Origin of the sequence: Rhizobium binae, from assembly GCF_017357225.1 — a bacterium.
Lineage (GTDB): Bacteria > Pseudomonadota > Alphaproteobacteria > Rhizobiales > Rhizobiaceae > Rhizobium > Rhizobium binae.
In genome coordinates this window covers 245244-270455 of the sequence record NZ_CP071607.1, presented here as the reverse complement: position 1 = coordinate 270455, position 25212 = coordinate 245244, and the positions used below count along the sequence as shown (strand labels likewise).

Here is a 25212-nt window from a genome sequence, read left to right as displayed (position 1 = left end):
CGGGAGCGGCGCCTTCAGCGCCGCTCCCGTCACGACGGAGTCCACATGGCTTTCCTGTTTCGCCGCCTCGTCTTCTACATGGCAGCCTTCATCGCAGCAGCGACGATCAATTTCTTCCTGCCGCGTCTGATGCCGGGCGATCCCGTGCAGATCATGTTTTCGAGCGCCGGCACCGAATTGCCGCCGGAAAGCCTGCAGGCGCTGAAGCTGACCTTCGGTTTCGTCGACGGGCCGCTCTGGCAGCAATATCTCACCTATCTGGGCAGCATCTTCACCGGCGATCTCGGCCGCTCGATCAAATATTTCCCGCTGCCGGTCACCTCGGTGCTCGGCCATGCCCTCGTCTGGACCGTCGCCCTGATGGGAACGGCGACGATCGTCAGCTTCGCGCTCGGCACCTTCCTCGGCATCCTTGCGGCCTGGCGCCGCGGCAGCAGGTTCGATGTCGTCGTTTCCGTCGGCGCGATCTTCGCCACCTCGGTGCCCGCCGTCGTCACCTCGCTGATCGTGCTCTTCATCTTCGGCTTCACGCTCGGCTGGTTCCCGAACGGCTATGCCGCCGATCCATCGCTCGATCCGGCCTTCAGCCTGCAATATCTCGGCAGCGTCGCCTATCACGGTATCCTGCCGATGGTCACGCTCTGCACCGTGCTGATCGGCGGCTTTACCGTCACCATGCGCAACAACATGATCAACCTGCTCGGCGAGGACTATATCGTCATGGCCCGCGCCAAGGGCCTGTCCGACAGGCATGTGATGCTCTGGTATGCGGCGCGCAACGCCCTGCTGCCGACCGTCTCCAGCCTTGCCATCGCCATCGGCACCATCCTCGGCGGCTCGCTGGTGACCGAGGTCGTCTATAATTATCCCGGCCTCGGCAACATCCTCTATCAGGCGATCCTCGCCCGCGATTATCCCGTCATCCAAGGCCAGTTGCTCATCATGACCGCGACCATGCTGGTCGCCAATTTCATCGTGGATGTCAGCTATGTCCTGCTTGACCCGCGGCTGAAGGGAGCGTGAAATGAAGAGCCTGCTTCGGAATCGCAAGGCGCTCGCCGGCCTGGTCATCATCGCCTTCATCGTCATCGTCGCGGTCGCAGCACCGCTGTTGACGCTATACGACCCCGCCGCCCGCACCGGCCGGCCGCATCAGCCGCCCTCCTTCGACCATATTCTCGGCACCACCCGCATCGGCCAGGACGTCTTCGCCCGGCTGATCTATGGCGCCCGCACCTCGCTCGCCGTCGGCTTCGGCGCCGGCCTGCTGATCACGCTCGCCGGCACGGCGCTCGGCATCATCGCCGGCTATCGCGGCGGCAAGACCGACGAGGTCATCAGCTTCTTCACCAACATGGTGCTCGTCGTTCCCAACCTGCCGCTGCTGCTGGTGCTCGCCGCCTTCATCGGCCAGGCGAGCCCGCTGGTCATCGCGCTGATCCTCGGCGCCACCTCCTGGGCCTGGGGCGCCCGCGTCACCCGCGCCGAGACGCTCTCGGTCAAGCACAAGGACTTCGTCAAATCGGCCGAGATGATGGGCGAGCCGCAATGGCGGATCATGACATTCGAGATCTTCCCCAACGTGATATCCATCGTCGGCATCAATTTCATCGGTAGCGTCATCTTCGCGATCATTACCGAGGCAACGCTGGAATTCCTCGGCCTCGGGGATCCCCGCGCGATCTCCTGGGGCACCATGCTCTACAATGCGCAGAAGGCCTCGGCGCTTTCGGTCGGCGCCTGGTGGGATATTCTCACCCCCTGCTTTGCGCTCGCTTTCCTCGGCATCGGCATGTCGCTCCTGAATTTCGCCGTCGATGAGATCGCCAATCCGCGGTTGCGCACCGGCAATCATCTGAAGCGCTGGTCCCTGCTCGTCCGTTCCGGGGAGGGCCGCCTGTGACGCAGCCGCTGCTTTCGGTGAGAAACCTTTCGATCGACTATATCGGCGAGGAGAAGGATTTCCGCGCCGTCGACGATGTCAGCTTCGATGTCGCGCCCGGCGAGGTCTTCGGCCTTGCCGGCGAATCCGGCTGCGGCAAGAGCACCATCGCCTTCGCCGTCAGCCGTCTGCACAGACCGCCGGCGCTGATCCGCAAGGAGAGCCGCATCCTGCTCGACGGCCGCGACGTGCTTGGCCTCGACCGGCAAGCGCTCGCCGCCTTCCGCTGGCGCGAGGTCGCCATGGTCTTCCAGAGTGCCATGAATTCGCTGAACCCGGTACTGCGCATCGAGGCGCAGTTCTACGATGTATTACGTACCCACAAGAACATGAGCCGCGCGCAAGCCCGCGAGCGCACCGCCGAGATGCTGACGCTGGTCGACATCGCGCCGGATCGCATGCGCGACTATCCGCATCAGTTTTCCGGCGGCATGCGCCAGCGCATCGTCATCGCCATCTGCATGGCGCTCGACCCGAAGCTCGTCATCATGGACGAACCGACGACGGCACTCGACGTCGTCGTTCAGCGCGAGATCCTGCAGCGCATCAATGAACTGCGCCGCCGCTTCGGCTTCTCCGTCCTCTTCATCACCCATGATCTGGGGCTGATGGTGCAATTCTGCGACCGCATCGGCATCATGCTGGCCGGCAGGCTGGTGGAGCAGAACACCGCCGAGGCGATCTACAGGACGCCTGAGCACGACTACACGAAGAAGCTCTGGGGCTCCTTCCCCTCGCTGCATGGAGGCGTGCTGCTGTGACAGATACTATCCTTGCGCTCGACGCAGTGACGAAGACGTTCGGCCACGGCGCCTCTGCGGTTCATGCTGCCCGCTCGATCTCCTTTTCGCTGCGCGCAGGCCGGGCGCTGGCGCTGGTCGGCGAATCCGGCAGCGGCAAGACCACCTGCGCCCGCATGGCGATGCGCGAATATCGGCCGACATCGGGCCGCATCCTCTACAAGGGCCGGCCGGTCGAGACGGCGAATTCCGCTGAAATCGCCCGCTACCGCCGCTCGGTGCAGATGATCTTCCAGGATCCCTTCGCCTCGCTGAACCCCGCCCATACCATCGCGCACCACCTCCGGCGGCCGCTGAAACTGCATCGCCCGGACATCAAGGGGGCGGAGATCGACGTCACCATCCGCGAACTGATGCAGCGCGTCAGGCTCGATCCCGATCTCGTCGCGCCGAAATATCCGCATGAGCTCTCCGGCGGCCAGCGCCAGCGCGTCAACATCGCCCGCGCCCTTGCCGTCAAACCGGAGGTGATCGTCGCCGACGAGCCGACCTCGATGCTCGACGTTTCGGTGCGCCTCGGCGTGCTCAACCTGTTGAACGAGATGAAGCAGGAGATGAATCTCGGCCTGCTCTACATCACCCATGATATCGCCACCGCCCGGTATGTCGCCGAAGACATCGCTGTGATGTATGCGGGCCAGATCGTCGAATGGGGCAGCACCGCCCGGGTGATCGACAATCCGCTGCATCCCTATACCAGGTTGCTGCTCTCGGCCGTGCCGGACCCCGACGTCCGTTTCGAGGATCCGAAGGCGCGGCTGAGGCCCGACGAGGTCGACGATATCCGCCGCCGTTCGGCCGCGCCGCGGGACGATGTCGTCGAAGCGGAGCCGGAGCACTTCATGCGGATGGTCTGACGCCGGTTTGCTGGTTTCGCTCCTCTGCCTGTGTTAGGGGACGGCTCTTTCATGTGAGGCGATCATCATGCTGCCCTGGATTCAGCTCGATTCCGCGACCATTCCCGGCGAAGGCGGCGAGTTGCGCCTCAAGCAGCGCGGCAGCGAGTTCTCGATCATGCTCGGCGCCAACGAACTGATGAACAGCCGCCTCAGCGGCTCGGAAGAAGCTCTCGCCACGCTTTCCTGGGAGCGGATCAAGACGCATCCGAAGCCTAGGATGCTGATCGGTGGGCTCGGCATGGGTTTTACCCTGCGCGCCGCTCTCGCCGTCCTTCCCGATGATGCCGACGTCACCGTCGCGGAACTGGTGCCGGCCGTCGTCGCCTGGGCGCGCGGGCCGATGGCCGAGGTGTTCAAGGGCTGCCTCGACGATCCCCGCGTCGGCATCCATCAGGGCGATGTCGGCGAGGAGATCCGCGCCGGCAAGAGCGCCTATGATGCGATCCTGCTCGATGTCGACAATGGACCGGATGGGCTGACCCGCAAATCCAACGACCGGCTCTATGATTTCGCCGGCCTGCGCGCCGCCCGCGACGCGCTTCGCCCCGGCGGCGTGCTCGCCGTCTGGTCGTCCGGGCCCGATCCCGATTTTACACGCCGCCTCAAGGACAGCGGCTTTGCCGTCGATGTCGTCAATAGCCGCGCCGGCCGCAAACGCGGCGCCCGCCACGTCATCTGGCTGGGGGTTAAATCGACTCGCTGACGAAGTTCAGCTGCCCGAAGCGATCCTGCGGGCGGCATTGATGGCGCGGCGGGCGCCGGCGCGTAGCTGTAGGGTCTCGGCGCCGGCGATGACCAGATCAAAGCCGAACTTCAGCAGTTCGCCGGCCCGCTCGCCATCGCCGGCATAGGCGCAGGCGAATTTGCCGTGAGCGCGGCAACGCGCAACCGCGTGCTGCATGGCGCTGTCGATCTCGGCCGCATTCGGCGCCACCTGGTCGCCGTTCGACAGCGCAATCGAAAGGTCGGCGGGGCCGACGAAAATGCCATCGATGCCGGTGACGCCAAGAATGCCGTCAATCGCATCGAGCGCCGCGCGGGTCTCGACCATGGCGATGGCGACTGTGAGGTCGTTGGCAGTCTTCAGATAGGCATCGGCCGACAGGCCGCTATGGTTCAGCGCCAGGGACGGTCCCCAGCTGCGCTCGCCGAGCGGCGGATATTTCGTCGTCCGGACGAGGGCTCGCGCATCCTCGGCCGAATTGATCATCGGCGCAATGATGCCGGAGGCCCCGGCATCGAGCAGCCGCGAAGCGGAGGCGAAATCGCCGACCGGAATGCGCGCGATGGCCGGCTTACCGGCAAGACGCGCCTGGGCAACGGCATTAGCCGCCGACTGCATGTCCCACATACCATGCTGCATATCCAGCACGACGGCATCGAAAGCTTCCTGCGCCAGATGGTTGACGAGCATAGCGTCGGGGATGCCGACCCAGGCCGAGATCATACCGCCCTGGTGCTTCCTGATACGGTCGGCAAAACCGTCGATTTCAGCTGCGCTCATGCCATTCTCCTCATTTCGATAGGCCGCCAGCGGCCGGATTGCCGCCAAACGGCGGCAGCAATTCATCCTCTCCGGCGAAGCCGCGAGATGATGATCGTCACGACGATGCCCGCCGCCGCCAGAACGGCGCCCCAGAACATCCAGATCTTTTGGGCAATCATGAAACTCGATGCCGGATAAGGAAAATAGCCGCTTCCCTGCCCGATCCAGATCAGGCCGAACACGACCATGAGCAGTCCGATGACATATCCGATGGTTCGCACGCTTCAGCCCCTTCGCGATGGATTCGATCCCACAATGTCGATCGTCATCGCCGATGACAAGGCTTCTCCTGGGCACAAACGTCGTCGTTGAGGCGTGGTGAGCCGCAAGGCTGCTGCTGGCCACCCAGATCCGCGGGCATCCATGTGGCGCTTTTGAAATCCCCGTATAGACCAGGAGAACGAAATACACCCGCTCCCTTATCGAATGCCCTCTCCGTTACTCATGTTGCATAGATCGCTCGCAAGCCACGATCCAGTACGGGAGGAAGAACTTCATCGAACCTTGCAAATCCGAAGTAACCACAACTCTCTGACATCACTCGATTCTTTTTGAGGCAGCCCCTCATGCGCTGCAGCAATCCAGCCATGGTCATAGTGATTATTGCCGTACACCCAATGAATGACTTTAGCTTCATGAAAATATCAATCACTATGAGCCGCGTACAATGGCAACCAACGAGTCCAAGGCCGAACCATATTGCTTGGCTTTTCTTTGGTCTCTGATGATGTTGCACGCGAATTCTGTTGGGTAGAGCACGCCGGACATTGCCGTGCTGGAGTTTCGATGAAAAAGGTGGCGCCATGACCCATGTTGCACTTCGCTCCCTAGCCAAGGGACTGGGTTCCTTTGTCCTTCCGCAACTGCGAAATACGCACGTAGAAGGGGGCACTGCTTCTGCGCGCCACTGTTATGACCTTTTCTTTCGCCACTACGGTCACCTAGCGCCCTGGCTGAACGGCAAAAGACCTGAAGTATTGGTCGAGGTCGGCCCCGGAAGTTCGCTTGGTGTTGGGCTTGCCGCACTGCTTGCGGGCGTCGACACGTACATCGGGCTCGATTTGCAAGAGCACCGGAGCATCGAGCACGATCTTGAAGTCCTGGACGGTTTGATTGAACTCTTCGGCGAGCGGGCCGCATTTTGGGATAACACCGTATCGGGTGACATCTTTTTTCCGCCGTCACCGACAAACTTCGCCTGGGATCGGATAGATGGGATCGTGCAACAGCGGCTCAGTGCGGAGGCAATCGACGCACTGAAGGCGGACCTCGTGAATGGCAGCGAACGATTAAAGTTCGTCGCGCCATGGACCGATTTCAACGTACTGCAGGCGGGCGTGGCTGACTGGCTGATGACGCATTCAGTCATGGAGCACGTGGACAACCTCGTTGATACCTATGTCGCTATTGCCCGGTGGCTGAAGCCAGGAGGGTTTGCGACGCACCTGATCGACTTCCAATCTCACGGTCTGTCAAGCGACTGGAATGGGCACTGGGTTCTGAGCGCGCCCACGTGGACGATGATGCGTGGACGACGACCCTACCTGATAAATCGGAAGTGGCGCAGCCATCACATCAGTCTGATGCAGGAGAGCGGCTTCGAAATCCTTGCGGAACTCCAGTACATCCGTACGGACGGACTAGGACGCAAGGAATTTCGAGCACCGTTCACGTCAATGCCAAATGGTGACGAAAAAGTTGCGATGAGTTTCTTTGTGACGAGAAAAATCGGCTAAGACTCGGATTCGAAAAGGCTTCAACTATATCCATACCTTGCGAGGCGTCTGGTGAGCATTCGGATGTGGCGGTGGTTATCTGGGATAACCGCCGTCAGAGCCTTTCCACCATGCGGCGCGGTCGAGCTAGCCGACCTTCCCCGCCTCGTTCATCAGCCACGTGCTGAGCTTCTCGCTTTGGGCGCTTGCCGATCGCGGCGGTACCAGCCAGTAACCGCGGTCGGCTGCATCCAGTGACGGCCCGGCTTCCAGCAACATGCCTGCCGAAAGGAGTGTGTCGACGAGCCCCTTCCAGCCGAGCGCCACGCCCTGCTCGCTCAACGCCGACTGAACGACCAATGAATAGGTGTTGAAGCTGATATCACCGCGGCCGGCAGGGGCGTCGCGCAGGATGGAGAATTCGGCAAAATAAGTGCGCCAGTCGAACCAGGGCGATGGCAACGGCGCGTCGAGATGGATCAGCCTTGAGCCAGCCAATTGCCTTGGATCGTCGAAGGGTCCGTTGCGATCGAGGAATCCCCGCGTGCAGACGGGCACGACCCTCTCCGGCAACAGAAGGGTGCCGACCGCGTCGAACTCGGCGCGCGTACCGAAAACCACCGCAACATCGGCTTCGTCGCGAAATCCGGCCGCAAGCCTCTGCGTCGCGACGATCTGTATGTCCGTTTCCGGATGCAGACGTCGAAAGCCATCCATGCGGGGGATCAGCCAAAGCGCCGAGAAAGCATAGTCGGTTCTGAGCCTGACGACCGGTCTCTGGGCTTCGGCGCGGAAACTGCGGGCGAGCGCATCGATGTCGCCGACCGCCCTTGCCGCAACCTCCAGAAGCCGCTCGCCTTCTGCCGTCAATTCGACGCCACGATGCTGGCGGCGCAGCAGGCCGACGCCGAACTGCTGTTCCAGCCGGCGGATCTGGTAGCTGACGGCCGGTTGGGTCAGCCCGAGAAGCGTTGCCGACGCCGAAAAGCTCCCGAGCCGCGCAACCTCGACGAACAGGCGCATCCATCCGAGCTCAGGAGGGCGATCTGACATAAAAATTCCTTTGAGCAGCCATCGAAAGAAGCTGTCTTTACAGCTCTCATGATAGGCGTTTCAATAAAATCTTCAAATAGCAATAGGGGAATCGACATGGCGCGCCCAAACATCCTCATTCTGATGGTGGACCAGTTGAACGGAACCTTCTTTCCCGATGGGCCCGCCGATTTTCTTCACGCGCCGCACCTGAAATCATTGGCCCGCCGCTCCGTGCGTTTCGCCAATACCTATACGGCAAGCCCGCTCTGCGCGCCGGCGCGAGCCTCTTTCATGTCCGGACAATTGCCGAGCCGGACGCGCGTCTATGACAATGCGGCAGAATTTGCCTCCGATATCCCGACCTATGCGCATCACCTGCGCGCAGCCGGATATCAGACGGCGCTGTCAGGCAAGATGCATTTCGTCGGTCCTGACCAGCTTCACGGCTTCGAGGAGCGCCTGACGACGGATATTTACCCCGCCGATTTCGGCTGGACGCCCGATTATACCAAGCCCGGCGAGCGCATCGACTGGTGGTATCACAATCTCGGCTCGGTCACCGGCGCCGGCGTTGCCGAGATCACCAACCAGATGGAATATGACGACGAGGTCGCCTACCACGCCACCCGCAAGCTCTTCGATCTGTCGCGCGGTCATGATGAGCGGCCCTGGTGCCTGACCGTCAGCTTCACCCATCCGCACGATCCCTATGTCGCGCGCCGCAAATTCTGGGATCTCTATGAGGACTGTGTAGCCCTCGACCCGGCCATAGCGCCGATCCCTTTCGAGCAGCAGGATCCTCATTCTCAGCGTCTGATGAAAGCTTGCGAGCACGATGCGTTCGACATCAGCAACGAGCAGATCAGGCGGGCAAGACGCGGCTATTTCGCCAATATCTCCTATATCGACGAAAAGATCGGCGAGCTTCTCGACGTCCTGGAACGCAGCCGCATGGCCGAGAACACCATCGTCCTCTTCGTGTCCGACCATGGCGACATGCTGGGCGATCGCGGCCTCTGGTTCAAGATGAACTTCTTCGAAGGATCGTCCCGCGTGCCGCTGATGATCGCAGCCCCCGGCTGGACGCCGAAGCGCATCGAGCAGCCCGTCTCGACCCTTGATGTGACGCCGACGCTTGCCGGTCTCGCCGGCATCGATATCGCGTCGTTGAAGCCTTGGACCGAAGGCCAAGATCTCGCGGCCCTTGCGAAGGGCACCGGCAGCCGCGGCCCGGTACCGATGGAATATGCCGCGGAAGGCTCCGAGGCGCCGCTCGTCTGCTTGAGGGACGGGCGCTACAAGCTCTCGCTTTGCGAGAAGGACCCGCCGATGCTGTTCGATCTCGAGGCCGATCCGCAAGAGCGCGAAAATCTGGCAGCCGACCCGGCGCATGCCGACATTCTGGCATGGCTTGTCGAGCAAGCCGGCCGGCGCTGGAACCTTGCCGATTTCGACGCGGCCGTGCGCGAAAGCCAGGCCCGCCGCTGGGTGGTCTACGCGGCGCTGCGCAACGGCGCCTATTATCCATGGGATTATCAGCCGCTGCAGAAAGCATCGGAGCGCTATATGCGCAACCACATGGATCTGAACGTGCTGGAGGAAAGCCAGCGGTTCCCGCGACACGATTAACGGGAACGCTTTGGTTCAAACCGTCCGGCGCGCCGGCGCCCCGCTGAGAAAATCCTCGATGAAGGTCTTTTGCAGCAGGATGCCATCCCATTCGTCGGCGAAGAAAGGCGAATCATAGATCAGCGTGAAGGGACCGGTGTAACCGGCCCTTTCGCACATCTCCAGGCACTGGCGGTAATCGTCTGCATCGAGGCCGCCGGCATTGTAATCGGCCTTGGCGTGGCAGATTTCCGCCCGCCGCATGATATCGGCCAGGCCCGCATATTTCTCGGGTGCCGACCAGTTGCCGAGGTCGCCATTGAGCCCGACCTTGCCATCCAGCCGATCGAGCAGCCAGTTCATTTCGACCGGGGACGGTAAGAGGTCGAACCAGTTCTCGACGACGACACGCACGCCGCTGCCCTCCGCTTTGTCGGCCAGCCAGGTCAGGTGGCGGGCGGCTCGGCCAAGATTCTCCTCAGTCGGCTGCTGCTTGCCGGCGATGATGCGCATTCTCTGCGCTCCGAGGGCGGCGGCAATGCCGATCCACTCCGCCATCCAACCAACGTCGCGCTCGGCCGTCCCGGCATGACTGGGATCGCCGTCCTCGACGAGCAGGGTCTGGAACAGCACGTTCGACGCCGTCATCGCGTCACGAAGTTCGCTGAGATAGCCGGCATCGAGGCTCGGCAGGTGGAAAGAACAGATCTCCAGCCGGTTGATGCCGCGCGCCGCCAGCATCGCCGGCACGTCGATCAGCGCCGCGCTGCCGGGGCCGTAGGGCTCCTTCGGCGCCGCGCTTTTGTCGGGGTCGGGGCTATAGGCATGGACCGCGCCGAGCAAACGATGCAGCGACCATGTCGAAACTGCGAAACGTCCGCTTTGCAAAAGCTGCATCTGCCGTCCTCCCAGGATCTCCTGATGCCATCAATGGCAATAAACGCCCATCGGTTCAATTGTCGATCAGGCGAAATCGCCGCGGATGATCGGTTCGGCGGCAAGAGCTGCCCCAAGCAGCGTCTCGTCGCGGCGCGCCGTTGCCGACAACAGCAGGCCGATCGGCATGCCGGCCTCGCCGGTGCCGCAGGGCACGGAGACACCGCACCAGTCGAGGAAGTTGCCGAACATGGTGTTGCGCAGCGTCTTGTTGTTCGTGGCGAAGAAGAGCTCGTCATCCTGTTCCAGCGGCGCGATCAGCGGAGCCACGTGGGCGACCGTCGGAAAGGCGATCAGGCGGTCGCCGACGAAGCGGTCGACATCGACGATCATCCGGCTGCGCGCTTCGAGGAGGGCCATGTAATGCGGCGCAGTCGTCCTCGCTCCCAAGCGGGTGCGCATGACGACACGATGATCCATGCGGTCCGCTTCCGGCCCCGACAGCCTCTCCTGATGAAGAGCATAGGCTTGCGCCGTCACCAGGGGGCCGTATTTCGTCAGCAGATCGATTATCCGGTCGAAAGCCGGGATGGTGATGCGTGAAATCCGCATACCGACCTTTTGAAGGCGCTCCAGGGCCGCTTCGAACGCCGCGACAACACCCGGTTCGGCCCCATCGAAGACGATGTTTTCAGGCACCAGCAATTCCAGCCCCTGCAACGAGGGCTCCGCGACCTCGGGCGCCGTCAGGCCGCGCATCGCCGCATCGATCCAGACCGCATCCTTGACGGTGCGGCAGAGCGGCCCCAACGAATCCAGGCTTTTCGCCAGCGGATAGACACCGTCCATCGCATAGCGGCCCCGCGTCGCCTTGTAGCCGACGATGCCGTTGAAGGCGGCGGGAATGCGCACCGACCCACCGGTATCCGTGCCCATCGCGACCGGAACCAGTCCAGCGGCGACGGCGACGCCGGCGCCCGAGGAGGAGCCGCCGGGGATGCGCGGACGGTCGGAGCTTCGCGGATTGACCGGCGTGCCGTAATGAGGATTGATACCGAGGCCGGAGAAGGCGAACTCGCTCATATTGGTGCGGCCGATGGCGACCATGCCGGCATTCCTCAGCAAAGCGACGACGGCCGCATCCCGCTTGGCCGGCGCATCCCCTGCCAGGATGCGCGAACCCGCCGTCGTCGTCACACCTTCGATGTCGAAAAGATCTTTCCAGGCGATCGGAATACCGTCCAGCAGTCCGAGCGAGCGCCCCTGCCGCAGCCGTTCGGAAGACGCGCGCGCTTCCTCTATCGCCCGTTCTTCAAGCAGTGTGGTGAAAACGGCCTTGTCGGCGTTATTCGCGATGGCGTCAAAGACGGCCTCGGCCACATCGACCGGATCGGCTGCGCCGCTCTGAATGAGGACGGAAAGCTGGGCGACCGACATGGCGCCGAAGGATATGCTCATGGGACCATCCAGACGAACTTTCCCTCCGGATTAGCGCGTATCGTTTCGATGAGCCAGAGCTTCACGATATTTTGCGTTCATTAGATCGATTTCTTGAACACTGCGTTTGCGCATCGCCCCTTCAATTCCCGCGATTGAAGACACACATGATGCTCGCATTTGGGGCAGGCTTCGGCGCGAGGGTGAGGGTTTGCTCTCGGGACGCGGCTCCTGATGTGTTGCAGGAGTAATTAAGATGACAGATTGTGAAACTTTGAGCCGTCGCCAGGATATGGTGAACGTCCACGTGAAAGAGGACGAAATCGCCGGTGCCGGCGAGCGCGATTATGCGGAACATGTCAGCGCCCAGAAGCTGTCGGGCTTTGAGCGCATTGTCGTTGTCGGCGCATTGCTTGTCTTGAGCTTTACGGGTTTTGCCGCATATTCTTCCGGCAATACCGATCCGATGACGACATCGGCTATTGCCGCTTCCGCTGGCGACAATGCGCCGCTTCATCCGGCCTACGGCCATTGCCGCGACAGCAGCCCCTACGCTGAAAGGGTCTGCTGACAGCCCGGCCACTTCGCCAGGCAGAAAGGTTTCGCCGGGCATGGAGCCCCTTGGCCCAGGCTGCAAAGACAGCAGGAGAAGGGAACCGAACCATGGCCGGTGATATCGACTTTAACCTCGACCGCTTTGTCGAAGCCCAGAACGGCGTCTATCAACAGGCGCTCTCCGAACTGCAGGCCGGGCGCAAGACGTCTCACTGGATGTGGTTCATCTTCCCGCAGATATCGGGTCTCGGCACGTCGGCGATGGCGGAAAAATATGCGATCCGTTCGGCCGAGGAAGCCGCCGCCTATCTCGCCCACCCCATTCTTTCGAGCCGGCTGCTGCGCTGCGTCGAGGCGATCTTATCGGTCGACCGTCGATCGGCGCATGAGATCCTCGGCTCGCCGGACGATCTCAAACTGCGCTCATCGATGACCTTGTTTGCCGCGATCAGCAATCACGGCTCGCCTTTCCACCGGGCGATCGAGCGTTTCTATGACGGAAAATTCGACGAACGGACGATGAAAATCCTCAGCGCTCGCGACTAGCGCATGATGGCGAGGAGTGTGAGCGGTTTTCAGATCAGGCTCTAACTCTCTAGTTTAGAACAGGATTCAGATTGGCCGACAGGGTCTAAAATCATCCTGTTATAAGCCGGCCTGCTTCCAACGCGGCGATCTCGTCGGAGACCTCTCTCAATCGCTGACGGAGATCGCTGTCGGTGCCGTCATCGACCTCTTCCTCGCCGAAACAATAGCGCGCATCGTGAAGCTCCAGCTTGGCTTCCAGCTCGGCGCGTTTCGCATACAGACGCTTGAGATAGACGTGGTTCATCTCTGCCTCCACATCGCCTTCCGGTGATTGAACAACGGCATGGAGGCGGTAAGGTTCCCCCGAGCTCAGGTGAAAGAGGCGATCGCCGCCCTGCAGGCCTTGGCGAAATGCCCGCAACAGCTGGCGGCACCCATCGCCTGGCGGCTGACGCGCGCGCCCTCGAGCAACAGCGTCAGCGTATCGGCAAGAAGTTGAGGTTCGCGCGCACCGGCTGCCGAACAGAGCGCCGCCAGACGATCGCGCTGTTCGGCCTTGTGCCGCTCGATCATCTCGTGGGCGGGATGGCCCTCGCCCTTGAGTTCGATGGCGGCATTGGCGAGATCGCAGCCGGCGGGCTCGCCGTTCAGACACTGCGCCCGCATCTCGACCCAGGCGTCCAACTGGGCGCTCGGATCGCCGGGATGGGCCGCCTCCAGATCCCGCCAGATGGCATCCGCCTTTTCGGAGGCGCGGCGCAGCGTCTCGCAGACGAGCTCGTCCTTCGATCCGAAATGCCGGTAAAGCGTCATCTTGTTGGTCGACGCGGCATCGGCGATGGCATCGACGCCGATGCCGCGAATGCCGTGCTCGCGGAAAAGCTCCGAGGCGGTCGAGACGATACGCTCCCGCGGAGGGATGCGATCTTCTGGGGCTGCGGAGATTTCATTGGAAGTTTCTGATTTTTTTGCGGACGAAGTCCTTGACATCGATGTGACCGATCGGTAACAAATGCATTGTTACTTACCGGTAACACCACAGACCGCCAAAGTCAATGCCGAGGGCTTGGCGGCGCAAGTGGAACACGGGCGACCGCCCACGAAAGGAGGACAAGCCATGAGTAAGACCAGAGACGACCTGACGATATCCGAAGCCCTTCGCGACCCCCTGATCGCCATGGTATTGCGCGCCGACGGCGTGAAGCTTGAAGATTTCAAGCAACTCCTGGAGTCGGCTGCCGGCAAACGCGAGCCGCGCCCGACGCCGGTCGGCAAAATGATCGGAGCACTCGCCAGCCGTGCCAACCTGCCGGCGATTCCCTGCTTCGGCTGAAGCGACCATCTGAATACCGGGGGATCTCTCCCTGCCCCCAACAAGGGCTGCCGTCATAAAGAGGCGGCGGCCCTTGCTGCGTGATCGTAGTGGCCGGAGCGTCGCCGCCACGGCCGACGTCGCTGCCGGATCGAGCCCGAGCTCCCTGAGCGAATACACCAGCAGGGCTTCGCGCACCGTCCGATATTTCAGGCAGGTTGCCAAGCCCTTGTCGGCCTGACTTTCGGCAATGCCGTCTATCAAGATTAATGCTCGCAGCCGGCGACGCCGTGATCGTCACGACGCCGACCGGCGGTGGCTACGGCAGGCTGCACTGAAGCGCGTCGCATGAAACTTGATCGACACTCTTCTGTTCCTTGATTCCACGCATGTCTTTGACCCGGAACCGCCAATTCCAAGCGACCTGCATCAAAGGATCGGCTTGCCGCCGGTGACCGCGATTGTCGTGCCGGAGACATAGCTCGACAAAGGATCGGCCAGCATCACGTAGGCTGTTGCCAGCTCGGCCGGCTGGCCCGGCCGTTTCATCGGCACCTGCTTGCCGAAATTGCTGACGCTGTCCTCGGGCAGCGTCGAAGGGATGAGCGGCGTCCAGATCGGACCCGGTGCCACGGCGTTGGCGCGAATGCCTTTCTCGGCCAGAAGCTGGGCGAGGCCGGCGGTGAAATTCTGGATCGCACCCTTGGTCGTCGCATAGGCGAGCAATGTCGGATTCGGACTGTCTGAATTGATCGAGGCCGTATTGATGATGGCGCTGCCGGGCTTCATATGCGGGACGGCCGCCTTGGTCAGGTAGAACATCGCATGGATATTGACCTTGAAGGTCAGTTCCCACTCCTCATCGCTGATCTCGTCGATGCTCTTGAAGCTTGCCTGATGTGCGGCATTGTTGACGAGAATATCGATACCGCCGAGTTCCTTGACCGCCGTCTCGACGATCTGCCGGCAGAGAGCCGGATCCTGGATATCGCCGCTGACAAGAACGGCCTTGCGGCCGGCCTGCTCGACAAGCCGCTTCGTCTCGGCGGCATCCTCATGCTCGTCGAGATAGGAAATGACAATATCGGCGCCTTCCCTGGCATAGGCGATCGCCACCGCCCGGCCAATGCCGCTATCGCCGCCCGTGATGATCGCCCGCTTGCCTTTCAACCTGTCGGAGCCTCGATAGCTTTCCTCACCATGATCGGGAACAGGATCCATCCGCGCGGTAAATCCCGGCATCGGCTGTTTCTGGGACGGGAAAGGCGGTGTCGGATAATTCGTCATCATGTCCTCCTGAATTCAGGGTCAAACTCAGGCTGCGGCTTGTTGTTCCAAATTTTGCGATGGAGGTTTTCCTGAGCGGCCCGACCGCGCTGAGGTGAAGGCAGCCGTCGCACCCGCCGACATGATCAACCTACAAAATGTTGCGATTTGCCACAGCGACCGCTATGCCATAGTAATGTAACATGATCGCAGTGTTAATGAGGTGCATGGAATTGGACGGAAAGACATCACCCGCAGTTTACTCCGAAGAGGAGGGCCATGCCGACGAAGCCGCCGGCAAGGGCGCGCGCCGCGCGCGCGTCAGCGGCATCGACCGGGCGCTTCAGGTGATCGATCATCTCTATGAGACGGGATCGCCTGCCGGCGTCTATGCCATCGCCAAGGCAGTGAAGGCGCCGCTTTCGACCGTCTACGTCATCGTCGACGATCTGGTCGAGAAGAACATGCTGACGCGCCAGGCGGACGGCTCGATCTGGCTCGGCGCCCGGCTTTATCACTACGGCCTCGCCTATGCCCGGTCGCTGGATTTCATGAGCATCGCCACCCACGAGATGCACGATCTCTGCCGCCAGGCCGGCGAGACCGTGCAGGTCTGCGGCCGCGACGGCGATTATATGCTGGTGCTCGCCATGGCCGATGGCCCGAGCCACTTCCAGGTGGCGTCGCGCGTCGGCACCAGGGTGCCGCTGAACTGGACGGCGTCGGGCCGCCTGCTCGTCGGCCATCTGCCCGAAGAGGAGCGCATCGAGCTGTTCAAGCGTTGCGCCCGCTCGTCGCCAACCGGCCGCGCCGAGATCGATCCAAGCACGCTATCGGAAGCCGCCGCCAAGGCCTTTGAGGCGCGCCTGTCGATCCAGGCAGGGGAATCGGATTATGCAGTTGCCTGCATCGCCTCACCGATCTGCGACCGCGACGGCCACTGCGTCGCCACGATTTCCATCGTGCTGCCGGAGCAGAAAGCCTTCTCCGACGAGAACCACTATACTGCGCATGTCCGCAATTCGGCGGAGCGGATCGAAAAGCTGATGGGCTGGCGCAACCGCTAATCATGCCTGCGTCGGCAGATCCTACCGGTACGAATAGCCATGGCTATGCCGCACGAGCTTGCGCGCTCGCGGCAGATAGCGACTGGCGGTAACGGCGTCGGCGCCCATCACCGCATAGCGCGGCTCGAACATCTTGTTCAAGACCGAGACTTCGCCGTTGGAATCCGTCGCTTCGAGGTCGGAATCGACCAGGTCGAAGATGGTGAACTCCGCCTGCGCGCCGACCGAAAGCCGGTTCTCCATCGACAGCTTGATGACGGATGCCGGGGCATGGGTGACGGCCTCGACCACCTTGTCGAAGGGCATGCCGACGCTGAGCAGCTTCGACATCGTCGTCGCCAGATCCCAGACCGGGAAATTCATCGAATGGCCGTGCAGGTCGGTCGAGATCGAGAAGGGCAGCAGACCGCGGGCGATCGCCGCTTCGGCGACCTTGAAGGAGAAGGAGGCACCGCCATGGCCGATGTCGAGGCGGATGCCCTCCGAAGCGCAGCGTTCGGCGAGATTGAAAAGATCCTCGTCCTCCATGATGCTCGAACCGGCCTTGCCGTTGAAGCAGTGGGTGACGACGTCGCCGGGGCCGAGGATTTCGAGCACTTCGTCGTAGAGCGCCGGCGGCTCGCCGACATGGACCATCATCGGCACCTTGAGGATCTTGGCGATCTTCTTGCCGAGCTTGACGGGCGTGACTCCCCAGGAGCCGGTAATGACGTGGCTGGCGCGCACCTTGATGCCGACGATGTGCTCGCTGTTTTCGGCATAGACTTCGAGGATGCGGTCAAGGTCGATATCTCTGATATCCCTCAGTTCGGCGACACGGTTGCAGGCGACGAGACCGATCGAGCCAAGATTCAGGAAGGCCTTGATGCGCTCGCGCGAGGGCTCGATGATGTATTCGCGGAAACCGTGGAAATTCGCCTCGCCGGCAGACCCGGCATCGACAAGCGTCGTCACCCCGCGCTCGAGACCGCATTCGGAGGGGCGGATCGAAATGTCGGTGCCGCCATGCCAGATATGCACATGCAGGTCGATCCAGCCGGGCGAGACGAAGGCACCCTTGCCGTCGATGCGCGTGACATCTTGAGAGACCGCGAGCGACGGGCCGATCTCGGTGATTCTGCCTTCGGCATCGACGAGAATGTCGATCACCCCTTCGCCTGCGCCGGCCCCGAAAGCCACCGGTTTGACATTGGTAAGGAGAAGCGGCTTCTTCGCCTGGTCGCCGGACATGGTATGCTTTCCTTTCGAGGTCTCGAAACCTGTCTGCAGGTACGCTGAGAGGCAATGGGGGGTGGGGGACCACCTGCATCACACTTGCGACAATTCCACAGTTATGATACATGAGGCTTTATAATAGAATAAGAGCGGGAGCGTGGCTGTCAAGAAAAATGACGCTCGCTTGTGGCCCGTTAATCGGACGCGGCGCGCCTCCTGCGAAGCGCGCCGGTTTCAAAGAACCGCAATTTGTTCAATCCCGCAGGATCGAAAAGTCGAGCCGTTCCAGCTGATCCGGGTCGGCGACGGCATCGATCGCGACGATCCTCCCCTCATCGATCGTCAGCGTTACAGCGACGCGGATCTGGCCGCCAATGTGCACGACAAAGCCGAGCTCACCATCGATAATGGCCATTTCCGCCGCCTGCGCCCGGCCCTTGAAGGCCGCAGCGACGTCGGTCGCGCCGCGCATGGCGCCGATGCCATACCGGGCGGCCGTCGCATCCGGCCGGAAGACGACGTCGGGAGCGAGCACCGCAATCAGCGCCTCCAGATCGCCATTGCGCGACGCCGTCAGAAAGGCCGCGGCGATCGTCCGTTTGCGGCCAAGATCAACCTCAGGCGCCTCGTCCATGCCCTGCACCCGGCGGCGGGCGCGGCTCGCAAGCTGCCGGGTGGCGGCGGACGAGCGGCCGATGATCGGCGCGATCTCATCGAACGGCAGATCGAACATGTCGTGCAGAACGAAAGCGACACGTTCGGCGGGCGCCAGCGTCTGCAGCACCACGAGCAGCGCCAGACCGACGGAATCGGCGAAGGCTGCTTCGCGTTCGGGGTCGCCGGCCGGATCGGCGACCGCTGCATGCGCCGGCATCTCGAGCGGCTCCTCGCGCCGGCTCTTGCGGGCGCGAAGCATGTCGAGGCAGATGCGCGCTACCACAGTCGTCAGCCAACCGCCGAGATTGCCGATGCCGGACGAATCGGTGCGGTTGAGCCGCAACCAGGCTTCCTGAACGGCATCCTCCGCCTCGCTGCGCGAGCCGAGCATGCGGAAGGCCGCCGCCCTGAGATGCGCCCGGTTCGCCTCGAATTCATCGGCCAGCCATTTTTTCTCGTCCATGCGTCACATTCCTCCGCTGCGTTGCGTCAAGGCCATGACGAATGAAGCCCGGCCGGTGTGACAGCGTCGGCGCATCGTCGAAGAGCAAACACGTCAAGGAGACATACCATGCAGGAGAGAATGGGAAATCCCGCCCTCGTCCTTCCCGCGGCCATGCAGGCGCTGACGGCGCTCGGCAAAGTGCCGGCAGAGGCCGGCCTTTCACCGAAGCTGCTCGAACTCGTCAATCTGCGCGCCAGCCAGATCAACGGCTGCAGCGTCTGTATCGACGGGCATCCGCGCATTGCAAAGAAGCTCGGCGAGACGGATGAGAGGCTCTTTGCCGTTGGCGCCTGGCGCGATACCCCCTATTTCAGCGATGCCGAACGGGCAGCCCTGGCGCTGACCGAGGCTGTGACCCGAGTCAGCGACCGCGCCGACCCGGTGCCGGATGAAATCTGGGACGAAGCGACCCGGCATTACGACGGCAGAAGCCTCGCAGCCCTCGTCGTTGCCATCGCCAATATCAATGTCTGGAACCGGCTGAACATCGCCACCCGCCAGATCGCCGGCGCCTGGAAGCCGTAAACGGCAATGGCCGGCAGTGCGTCATCGGCGCTGCTGGCCATCCTTTTATGTTCAGTCTCGATTTCAGATGATGCCGCCGCCGCCGGCAACGGAGGCCGGGCGCTCGGCCGCGACTTGTCTGCGATAGCCGCTGGCGCGATAGGCGGCGATCGGATCGATCGCGCCGCCGGCTCTGCGACGGGCTTCGGCAAGGATCGGCTCGACATCGGCGCGATAGGCGCGCTTTAGAGTTTCCGACGCCATCAGCGCGTCATTGTCGTTCTGATAGCCCTCGAGCGCCTTGCGGTCGACGATCAACGCCTGCGCATAGGCGCGGCGGATTTCGTTGGCGCTGTTGATCAGGCTCTCGATCGGATCGGTGACGTTGTGCGACTGGTCGATCATATGGGCCGGGTTGAAGTCGTTGACGCCGCGCTGCTCGGCATCGACCAGCTCATTGAAGACGAGGAACAGCCGGTAGGGATCGATCACGCCGGCGTCGAGATCATCATCGCCATATTTCGAATCGTTGAAATGGAAACCGCCGAGCTTGCCGAACTGGATCAGGCGGGCGACGATCATCTCGATATTGGTGTTCGGTGCATGGTGGCCGAGATCGACGAGGCAATAGGCCTTCGGACCAAGCGTCTGGGCGATCAGGTAGTTGGTGCCCCAGTCTTGGACGATCGTCGAATAGAAGGCCGGCTCGTACATCTTGTGCTCGGTGAAGAGCTTCCAATCGTCGGGGAGTGCCTTGTAGATATCGGCCATCGAAGCGAGGTAACGCTCGAATGCTCTGGTGAAATTGCTCTGGCCGGGAAAGTTCGAGCCGTCGCCGATCCAGACCGTCAGCGCCTTGGAGCCGATCGCCCTACCGATCTCGATACATTCGAGATTGTGCTCGACCGCCTGCGCCCGCGTTCCCGCGTCGGTATGGCTGAGCGAACCGTATTTGTAGGAATGAGCCTGCCCCGGCGCATCGGAGAAAGTGTTGGAATTCATCGCATCGAAGCCCAGACCAAGCGCATCGCCCTTGGCCTTCAGCTCCTTGGCATCCGCCTTGTCCCAGGGAATATGCAGCGAGACATTCGGCGTTGCCTGCGTCAGCTGGTTGATGACGGCGCAATCGTCGAGCTTGTCGAAGATGCCGCGCGGCTCACCGGCGCCGGGGAAGCGGGCAAAGCGTGTGCCGCCGGTGCCGACACCCCAGGAGGGAACGGCGACGAAGAATTCGGCAACCCTGCGGGTGATTGCTTCGATATCGACGCCGCGACGGTCAAGGGTGGCGCCCAGCGCCTCGTAATCGGCGTTCAGCGCGGTTGCCCGCTTGTCGTTTTCTGTCGCGATGAGATCCTGCGCGATCCTGAACTCGGCCATGTCTTCCTCCCGGTTCTGCAATTTCTACATTGGAACTGGCATGGGGCCGCCCCTCATCCGCCTGCCGGCATCTTCTCCCCGTTCAAAACGGGGAGAAGGGGATATGCCGCGCGGTCTCCGTCCCACTCCAACATTTCGTTGGGCAAGTCCCCTCTCCCCGTCGTGACGGGGAGAGGGTTAGGGTGAGGGGCAGATGCATCCGCCCCAGTCAAAAATCAGCGCGTAAAACTCTGCACGTTACCGGCATCGACGTTGATGATGTTGCCGGTCGATTTTGCCGAAAGGTCCGAGGCCAGGAAATAGATCGCCTCGGCGATATCCTCGGGAAACACGTTGAGCTTCAGCATCGAACGCTTGCGGTAATGTTCCTCGAGCTCGTCCACTTCGATCTTCGAGGAGGCGGCGCGCTGCTCGCGCCACTCGCCGCTCCAGATCTTCGAACCGCGCAGCACGGCATCCGGATTGACGGTGTTGACGCGGATGCCTGCATCCGCGCCCTCCAGCGCCAGGCAGCGGGCGAGATGGATTTCGGCGGCCTTGGCCGTGCAATAGGCCGACGCATTCGGCGAAGCGGCAAGGCCGTTTTTCGAGGCGACGAAGACGATGTTGCCGCCGAGCGCCTGGCGGCGGAACAGTCGGAAGGCCTCGCGCGAAACAAGAAAATAGCCCGTCGCCAGAATATCGATATTGCGGTTCCATGTCGAAAGCTCGGTCGCTTCGATCGGTGCCGAGGAGGCAATGCCGGCATTCGAGACGAGGATATCGACGCCGCCGAATTCGACCGAGGCTTCCGCGAAGGAGGCGATCACCGCATCTTCCTTGGTGACGTCGAGCCGAACGCTGCGCACGGCATCGGCGCCGAATTTCTTGACGAAATCGGCCTCTGTCGATTCAAGCGCCGCCTGATCGATATCGGCAAGCACCACGCAGGCGCCCTCGCCGACGAGGCGCGCGGCCGTCGCCCGGCCGATGCCGCCGGCGCCGCCGGTGACGAAGGCCACCCGGCCGGCCAGGCTCTTCGGCTTCGGCATACGCTGCAGCTTGGCCTCTTCAAGCAGCCAGTATTCGATATCGAAGGCTTCCTGCTCCGGCAGGCCCTGATACTCCGAGACCGTCGAAGCGCCGCGCATGACGTTGATGGCGTTGACGTAGAATTCGCTGGCGATGCGTGATGTCGCCTTGTCGCGGGCAAAGGACAGCATGCCGACGCCGGGAACAAGGAAGATGACGGGATTGGCGTCGCGCATGGCGGGCGAATTGTCATGCTTGCAGTCATTGTAATAGCGGGCGTAATCGGCGCGATATTCTTCCAGCGCCTTGTCGAGGCCGGCGACGATCGCATCGACATCCGGCTTGGCAGGATCAAAATCGACGATCAGCGGCCGGATCTTGGTGCGCAGGAAATGGTCGGGGCAGCTGGTGCCGAGCGCGCCGAGCGGGCGCAGATCTCTGGAATTGACGAATTCGAGCACGGCGTCCTGGTCGTCGAAATGACCGAGCTTGCGCTCCTGCTTGCCGATGCGGCCGCGAATCTCAGGCATCAGCCGGGCGGCGATGGCGCGTCGCTCGGCAACGGGCAGGCTCTGGACGGCAGCGCCGCCGAAAATTGTCTTGCCTTCGGCCTTTTCGGCAAACCAGACAATCGCTTTGTTGATGATCTCAAGCGTCAGCTCGTAGCAAGCCTTGGCATCATCAGCCCAGGTGAAAAGACCGTGGCTTTCGAGCACGACGCCCTTGGCGTTCGGGTTCGCCTTGACGAAGGCTTCGAGATCGAGGCCGAGCTGGAAACCCGGGCGACGCCAGGGCAGCCAGCCGATCTCGTTGCCGAAGACCTGCTGCGTCAGCTCCCGGGAATTCTTCGACGCCGCGATGGCGATGATCGCGTCGGGGTGCATGTGATCGACATGGGTGAACGGCACGAAACCATGCAGCGGCGTGTCGATCGACGCGGCGCGGCCGTTGAGATTGAAGGTGCAGTGCGGCAGAAAGCCGACCATGCGGTCTTCATCCTCGACGCCCTTGTAGATTGATTTCAGCGATTCCAGCTTGTCCTGATAGAGGGTCGCAAAACCATCGAGCTTGATGGTGCCGACGTCGCCGCCCGAGCCCTTGACCCAAAGGACCTTGACCTTGCCGCCGGTTAGCGGATCGGTTTCCATAACCTTCGCCGAGGTATTGCCGCCGCCGTAATTGGTGATGCGCTTGTCGGCGCCGAGCAGATTGGAGCGATAGAGCAGCTTGCCGGGCTCGTCGAGGCCCGCCGCATAACCATCATCCCACCGGTTTTCCAGAAGCCGGACGTTCGCCGCCATATCATCCTCCCATATAGGCTTGTCAGCACCGCGATCAGCGAGCCCTTTCGCTCACGGTATCGCGCATCACAAATGCGCTTGTCAATCGAAAACGATCAAAATCGCTTATGCTGCATCGCAATATGAAAATTTATGATCGTTTGTGATTGACAGCCTTTAGCGGATACGAAATAAATATGACAAGAGGAGGAGCCCAATGCACGAACGCGAACGCCATCGCATCATTTTAAGCGCCGTTCAGGAAAAGTCCGTCGTTACGATCCAGGACATTTCCGAGCTGACGGAAGCTTCCGAAGCGACAATTCGGCGCGACATTGCGGCTCTGCATGTGCAGGGAAAAATCCGCCGTGTGCGCGGCGGTGCGGAGGCGGTGCATCCGCCGCAGCTCGGCAATCTCGCCGGCCGCCCCTTTCGAGTTTCAGAATCGGTCAACATCGATAAGAAACGCGCAATTGCACGCGCCGCGGTCGATCTGTGCGAAGCGGGCGACGCCATCATCATCAATGGCGGCACGACGACCTTCCAGATGGTGCATTACATGGCCGGCCATCGCATGCAGGTCATGACCAATTCTTTTGCCATTGCTGAGCATCTGGTCAAACATTCCAAGAACACGGTGACGGTTCCCGGTGGCGCGATCTACCGCGAGCAGAGCCTGATCCTGTCGCCCTTCGATAATGACGCAATCCGCAATTTCTATGCGCGGCGCATGTTCATCGGCGCGCAGGGTGTCGGCCCGCTCGGCATCATGGAGGCGGATGCTCTCATCATCCAGAGCGAGCAGAAGCTGATGCACCAGGCCGATGAACTCGTCGTCATGGTCGATTCAAGCAAATTCAATCGCCGGTCGAGCCTTATTCTTTGCGCGCTCGACCGCGTCTCTGTGGTCATTACCGATGACGCGATTTCGGAAGAGGCAGCTCGCATGGTCGAGAATGCCGGCATCCGGCTCGTTGTCGCAAGTCCGGTGACCCAGGCTGTGAGGGAGGATTCCTCGTCGGTCGCATGAGGCGCCGCCGAGGTGTGGAAGTCTAATCTTCAAGGGAGGAAAGTACATGAAAATCGCAAAGACACTTGCGCTCGGCGTCGCGCTCGCCGTCGCTATGATGGCCGGCACCGCCAGCGCCAAGGACATCACGATCGGTCTCGTAGTGAAGTCGCTCGGCAACGGCTTCTTCGATGCCGCCAACAAGGGCGCCCAGGAAGCCGCCAAGGAACTCGGCGGCGTTGAGGTGATCTACACCGGCCCGACATCGACGACCGCCGAAGGCCAGATCGAAGTCATCAACTCGCTGATCGCCCAGGGCGTCGACGCCATCGCCGTTTCGGCCAACGATCCGGATGCGCTGGTTCCGGCTCTGAAAAAGGCGACCCAGCGCGGCATCAAGGTCATCTCGTGGGATTCCGGCGTCGCACCGGAAGGCCGTATCCTGCAACTCAACCCGTCGTCCAACGAGCTGATCGGCAAGATGTGCCTGACGCTCGCCAAGGATCATCTCGAAGGCGGCAAGGGCGACTTCGCCATCCTGTCGGCAACGACCACCTCGACCAACCAGAACATCTGGATCGACCAGATGAAGAAGCAGCTCAAGGATTTCCCGGGCCTCAACCTCGTCACCACGGTTTACGGCGACGACCTCTCGGACAAGTCCTATCGTGAAGCCGAAGGCCTCCTGAAGTCGAACCCGAACGTCAAGGTCATCGTCGCCCCGACGACGGTCGGCGTTCTCGCCGCCTCCAAGGTTGTCGAAGACAAGGGCCTTGTCGGCAAGGTCTACGTCACCGGCCTCGGCCTGCCGTCCGAAATGGCCGGCGCGATCAAGTCGGGCGCGACGAAGGAATTCGCCATTTGGAACCCGATCGACCTCGGCTACTCCGCAACCCAGATCGCCTACCGCCTCGTCAAGGGCGAGACCGACGGCAAGCCGGGCAGCGAAATCAATGCTGGCCGCATGGGCAAGATCAAGGTCGGTGACAACGGCGAAGCCGCTATGGCCGATCCCTTCGTCTACAATGCTTCGAACATCGACCAGTTCTCCAAGGTCTTCTGATCCTG

The 25212-nt window shown here is 61.9% G+C and carries 26 protein-coding genes; 14 read left to right on the top strand and 12 right to left on the bottom strand.

Annotated elements, in window-relative coordinates; translation table 11 throughout:
• Nucleotides 1–45 precede the first annotated feature (45 nt).
• The 5 genes from J2J99_RS28160 (at nt 46) to J2J99_RS28140 (ending at nt 4344) form a co-directional block, all read left to right on the top strand.
• Nucleotides 46–1023, top strand: coding sequence for an ABC transporter permease (locus tag J2J99_RS28160; protein ID WP_168300552.1), 978 nt, complete (start codon nt 46–48; stop codon nt 1021–1023).
• 1 nt (nt 1024) lies between these two features.
• Nucleotides 1025–1903, top strand: a complete 879-nt coding sequence (locus J2J99_RS28155; protein WP_168300551.1) for an ABC transporter permease — start codon at nt 1025–1027, stop codon at nt 1901–1903.
• On the top strand, nt 1900–2703 hold the full coding sequence (locus J2J99_RS28150) for an ABC transporter ATP-binding protein (protein ID WP_168300550.1): 804 nt from the start codon (nt 1900–1902) through the stop codon (nt 2701–2703). The genes J2J99_RS28155 and J2J99_RS28150 overlap by 4 nt, the downstream gene beginning before the upstream one ends.
• The gene (locus J2J99_RS28145) at nt 2700–3599 is read left to right on the top strand and encodes an ABC transporter ATP-binding protein (RefSeq protein ID WP_168300549.1); all 900 of its coding nucleotides are present in this window, start codon (nt 2700–2702) and stop codon (nt 3597–3599) included. The genes J2J99_RS28150 and J2J99_RS28145 overlap by 4 nt, the downstream gene beginning before the upstream one ends.
• A 67-nt stretch (nt 3600–3666) precedes the next feature.
• Nucleotides 3667–4344 (top strand): spermidine synthase, encoded by a 678-nt coding sequence (locus J2J99_RS28140; RefSeq protein ID WP_168300548.1) that lies wholly within the window; start codon nt 3667–3669, stop codon nt 4342–4344.
• Between the two features lie 6 nt (nt 4345–4350).
• Here the strand turns inward: J2J99_RS28140 and J2J99_RS28135 are convergent, their stop codons facing one another.
• Both J2J99_RS28135 and J2J99_RS28130 read right to left on the bottom strand, forming a co-directional pair.
• Nucleotides 4351–5145: an HpcH/HpaI aldolase family protein gene (locus J2J99_RS28135; RefSeq protein WP_168300547.1), complete on the bottom strand. Its 795-nt coding sequence runs from the start codon at nt 5143–5145 to the stop codon at nt 4351–4353.
• Between the two features lie 62 nt (nt 5146–5207).
• On the bottom strand, nt 5208–5408 hold the full coding sequence (locus J2J99_RS28130; RefSeq protein WP_168300546.1) for a hypothetical protein: 201 nt from the start codon (nt 5406–5408) through the stop codon (nt 5208–5210).
• 582 nt (nt 5409–5990) lie between these two features.
• Here J2J99_RS28130 and J2J99_RS28125 point away from each other — a divergent pair.
• Nucleotides 5991–6923, top strand: coding sequence for a hypothetical protein (locus J2J99_RS28125; RefSeq protein WP_168300545.1), 933 nt, complete (start codon nt 5991–5993; stop codon nt 6921–6923).
• 126 nt (nt 6924–7049) lie between these two features.
• Here J2J99_RS28125 and J2J99_RS28120 read toward each other — a convergent pair whose 3' ends face one another.
• On the bottom strand, nt 7050–7955 hold the full coding sequence (locus J2J99_RS28120) for a choline sulfate utilization transcriptional regulator (RefSeq protein WP_168300544.1): 906 nt from the start codon (nt 7953–7955) through the stop codon (nt 7050–7052).
• A 96-nt stretch (nt 7956–8051) separates the two neighbouring features.
• Between J2J99_RS28120 and betC the strand changes: the two genes are divergently transcribed.
• A complete protein-coding gene (betC, locus tag J2J99_RS28115) occupies nt 8052–9566 on the top strand; it encodes a choline-sulfatase (RefSeq protein ID WP_168300543.1) in 1515 nt (504 codons plus the stop codon).
• 15 nt (nt 9567–9581) lie between these two features.
• Here the strand turns inward: betC and J2J99_RS28110 are convergent, their stop codons facing one another.
• Together J2J99_RS28110 and J2J99_RS28105 are read right to left on the bottom strand one after the other, a co-directional pair.
• A complete protein-coding gene (locus J2J99_RS28110) occupies nt 9582–10442 on the bottom strand; it encodes a sugar phosphate isomerase/epimerase family protein (protein WP_168300542.1) in 861 nt (286 codons plus the stop codon).
• A gap of 66 nt (nt 10443–10508) precedes the next feature.
• Nucleotides 10509–11879, bottom strand: a complete 1371-nt coding sequence (locus tag J2J99_RS28105; protein WP_168300541.1) for an amidase — start codon at nt 11877–11879, stop codon at nt 10509–10511.
• A gap of 271 nt (nt 11880–12150) precedes the next feature.
• Between J2J99_RS28105 and J2J99_RS28100 the strand changes: the two genes are divergently transcribed.
• Both J2J99_RS28100 and J2J99_RS28095 read left to right on the top strand, forming a co-directional pair.
• Nucleotides 12151–12429 (top strand): hypothetical protein, encoded by a 279-nt coding sequence (locus tag J2J99_RS28100; protein WP_168300564.1) that lies wholly within the window; start codon nt 12151–12153, stop codon nt 12427–12429.
• Between the two features lie 92 nt (nt 12430–12521).
• Nucleotides 12522–12959, top strand: a complete 438-nt coding sequence (locus J2J99_RS28095) for a DUF1810 domain-containing protein (RefSeq protein ID WP_168300540.1) — start codon at nt 12522–12524, stop codon at nt 12957–12959.
• A 91-nt stretch (nt 12960–13050) separates the two neighbouring features.
• Here the strand turns inward: J2J99_RS28095 and J2J99_RS28090 are convergent, their stop codons facing one another.
• Complete coding sequence (locus J2J99_RS28090) at nt 13051–13245, bottom strand: hypothetical protein (RefSeq protein ID WP_168300539.1); 195 nt, start codon at nt 13243–13245, stop codon at nt 13051–13053.
• Between the two features lie 65 nt (nt 13246–13310).
• Nucleotides 13311–13931, bottom strand: coding sequence for a TetR/AcrR family transcriptional regulator (locus J2J99_RS28085; RefSeq protein ID WP_168300538.1), 621 nt, complete (start codon nt 13929–13931; stop codon nt 13311–13313).
• Nucleotides 13932–14058: 127 nt separating this feature from the next.
• Here J2J99_RS28085 and J2J99_RS28080 point away from each other — a divergent pair, with 127 nt between their 5' ends.
• Complete coding sequence (locus J2J99_RS28080; RefSeq protein WP_168300537.1) at nt 14059–14274, top strand: hypothetical protein; 216 nt, start codon at nt 14059–14061, stop codon at nt 14272–14274.
• A 408-nt stretch (nt 14275–14682) separates the two neighbouring features.
• On the opposite strand, the gene J2J99_RS28075 is transcribed toward J2J99_RS28080, so the two are convergent.
• Nucleotides 14683–15540, bottom strand: coding sequence for an SDR family oxidoreductase (locus tag J2J99_RS28075; protein WP_168300563.1), 858 nt, complete (start codon nt 15538–15540; stop codon nt 14683–14685).
• Between the two features lie 206 nt (nt 15541–15746).
• Between J2J99_RS28075 and J2J99_RS28070 the strand changes: the two genes are divergently transcribed.
• Nucleotides 15747–16586 (top strand): IclR family transcriptional regulator, encoded by an 840-nt coding sequence (locus J2J99_RS28070; protein WP_168300536.1) that lies wholly within the window; start codon nt 15747–15749, stop codon nt 16584–16586.
• A gap of 21 nt (nt 16587–16607) precedes the next feature.
• Here J2J99_RS28070 and J2J99_RS28065 read toward each other — a convergent pair whose 3' ends face one another.
• Both J2J99_RS28065 and J2J99_RS28060 read right to left on the bottom strand, forming a co-directional pair.
• On the bottom strand, nt 16608–17816 hold the full coding sequence (locus J2J99_RS28065) for an amidohydrolase/deacetylase family metallohydrolase (protein ID WP_168300535.1): 1209 nt from the start codon (nt 17814–17816) through the stop codon (nt 16608–16610).
• A gap of 238 nt (nt 17817–18054) precedes the next feature.
• Complete coding sequence (locus J2J99_RS28060; RefSeq protein ID WP_168300534.1) at nt 18055–18921, bottom strand: sigma-70 family RNA polymerase sigma factor; 867 nt, start codon at nt 18919–18921, stop codon at nt 18055–18057.
• Between the two features lie 108 nt (nt 18922–19029).
• On the opposite strand from J2J99_RS28060, the gene J2J99_RS28055 reads away from it, so the two are divergent.
• Nucleotides 19030–19488 carry a carboxymuconolactone decarboxylase family protein gene (locus J2J99_RS28055; protein WP_168300533.1) on the top strand — a complete coding sequence of 153 codons (459 nt, stop codon included), beginning with the start codon at nt 19030–19032 and terminating at the stop codon, nt 19486–19488.
• A 63-nt stretch (nt 19489–19551) separates the two neighbouring features.
• On the opposite strand, the gene rhaI is transcribed toward J2J99_RS28055, so the two are convergent.
• Both rhaI and J2J99_RS28045 read right to left on the bottom strand, forming a co-directional pair.
• Nucleotides 19552–20844 (bottom strand): L-rhamnose catabolism isomerase, encoded by a 1293-nt coding sequence (gene rhaI, locus J2J99_RS28050; RefSeq protein ID WP_168300532.1) that lies wholly within the window; start codon nt 20842–20844, stop codon nt 19552–19554.
• A gap of 215 nt (nt 20845–21059) precedes the next feature.
• The gene (locus J2J99_RS28045; protein WP_168300531.1) at nt 21060–23156 is read right to left on the bottom strand and encodes a bifunctional rhamnulose-1-phosphate aldolase/short-chain dehydrogenase; all 2097 of its coding nucleotides are present in this window, start codon (nt 23154–23156) and stop codon (nt 21060–21062) included.
• A gap of 196 nt (nt 23157–23352) precedes the next feature.
• Here J2J99_RS28045 and J2J99_RS28040 point away from each other — a divergent pair, with 196 nt between their 5' ends.
• Together J2J99_RS28040 and rhaS are read left to right on the top strand one after the other, a co-directional pair.
• Nucleotides 23353–24165: a DeoR/GlpR family DNA-binding transcription regulator gene (locus J2J99_RS28040; protein ID WP_168300530.1), complete on the top strand. Its 813-nt coding sequence runs from the start codon at nt 23353–23355 to the stop codon at nt 24163–24165.
• 46 nt (nt 24166–24211) lie between these two features.
• Entirely contained in the window at nt 24212–25207 is a 996-nt protein-coding gene (rhaS, locus tag J2J99_RS28035) for a rhamnose ABC transporter substrate-binding protein (protein ID WP_168300529.1), read from the top strand.
• Nucleotides 25208–25212: the final 5 nt, after the last annotated feature.